2 protein-coding genes are annotated in these 1,401 nt (G+C 67.9%); both read right to left on the bottom strand.

Going from position 1 to position 1,401, the window contains the following annotated elements; genetic code table 11:
• On the bottom strand, positions 1-1,087 hold a 1,087-nt coding region (locus tag RJ1_RS44925; protein WP_143169620.1), incomplete at its 3' end, for an acetyl-CoA carboxylase biotin carboxylase subunit.
• 26 nt (positions 1,088-1,113) lie between these two features.
• On the bottom strand, positions 1,114-1,401 hold a 288-nt coding region (locus tag RJ1_RS44920; protein ID WP_255284981.1), incomplete at its 5' end, for an acyl-CoA carboxylase epsilon subunit.

Below are 1,401 nucleotides of genomic sequence, written 5' to 3'. Positions count from 1 at the left end.
GCGGCACGAATTTGGTGACCGGGCCGGGGGCGGGCAGGAACCCGCGGCCGGCGTCCTCGCCGTTGATCCGGAATTCGAAGGCGTGCCCGCGGGGGGTGGGGTCCTCGGTGAGGTCCAGCTTGTCGCCGTTGGCGATCTTGAACTGCTGCAGCACCAGGTCGATGCCGGCGGTTTCCTCGGTGACGGGGTGTTCGACCTGCAGGCGGGTGTTGACCTCGAGGAAGGACACGGTGTCGCCCTGGACGAGGTATTCGACGGTGCCGGCGCCGTAGTAGCCGGCCTCCTTGCAGATGGCCTTGGCGGAGGTGTGGATGCGGTGGCGTTGGTCGTCGGTGAGGAACGGGGCGGGGGCCTCCTCGACGAGTTTCTGGAAGCGGCGTTGCAGGGAGCAGTCGCGGGTGCCGGCGACGATGACGTTGCCGTGCTGGTCGGCGATGACCTGGGCTTCGACGTGGCGGGCCTTGTCCAGATACTGTTCGACGAAGCATTCGCCGCGGCCGAACGCGGCGACGGCCTCGCGGGTGGCGGAGTCGAACAGTTCGGGGATTTCCTCGATGGTGTGGGCGACCTTCATGCCGCGGCCGCCGCCGCCGAACGCGGCCTTGATGGCGACGGGGACCCCGTATTCCTGGGCGAAGGCGACGACCTCGTCGGCGTTCTTGACCGGGTCCTTGGTGCCGGCGGCCATCGGGGCCTTGGCCTTTTCGGCGATGTGGCGGGCGGTGACCTTGTCGCCGAGGTCGCGGATCGATTGCGGGGAGGGGCCGATCCAGATCAGGCCGGCGTCGAGCACGGCCTGGGCGAAGTCGGCGTTTTCGGAGAGGAAGCCGTAGCCGGGGTGGATGGCGTCGGCGCCGGACTTGGCGGCGGCGTCCAAAATTTTGTCGAACACCAGATACGATTCGGCGGAGGTCTGACCGCCGAGGGCGAAGGCTTCGTCGGCCAGGCGCACGAACGGGGCGTCGGCGTCGGGTTCGGCGTAGACGGCGACGCTGGCCAGGCCGGCATCGGCTGCGGCCCGGATCACCCGCACTGCAATCTCACCGCGGTTCGCGACGAGCACCTTGGAAATACGTGCACTACTCATCGAAATGTCTTCCCTTTTCTACAGTTTCAGTAGCCTGCGTTGACCAGGACGGCAGCGGCGGCCACTTGCCGACGCAGAATGAGCGCGGGCGTGCCCCACGAATCGTTATCGGATGCGGGCGTTTCCGCTGCGGAAGCCGACGAGGCGATCGCAGCGAACACCGCGAGCACTGCGGCGATGTCCGTGTCGCTCGGGTTGCCCGTGAACGTCACGGCCGGCGCCGCCGGCGGCTCTTCGGCGATGCCGGCGCCCAGCTCGTCGAGCACCTCGTCGACAACCAATTCCGCGGTCATAGTGCCGAATGATTCGCCGCC

It is taken from the genome of Rhodococcus jostii NBRC 16295 (assembly GCF_001894825.1).
In the GTDB taxonomy this organism is placed as follows: Bacteria; Actinomycetota; Actinomycetes; order Mycobacteriales; family Mycobacteriaceae; genus Rhodococcus_F; species Rhodococcus_F jostii.
This window is presented reverse-complemented; position numbering and strand designations above follow the sequence as displayed.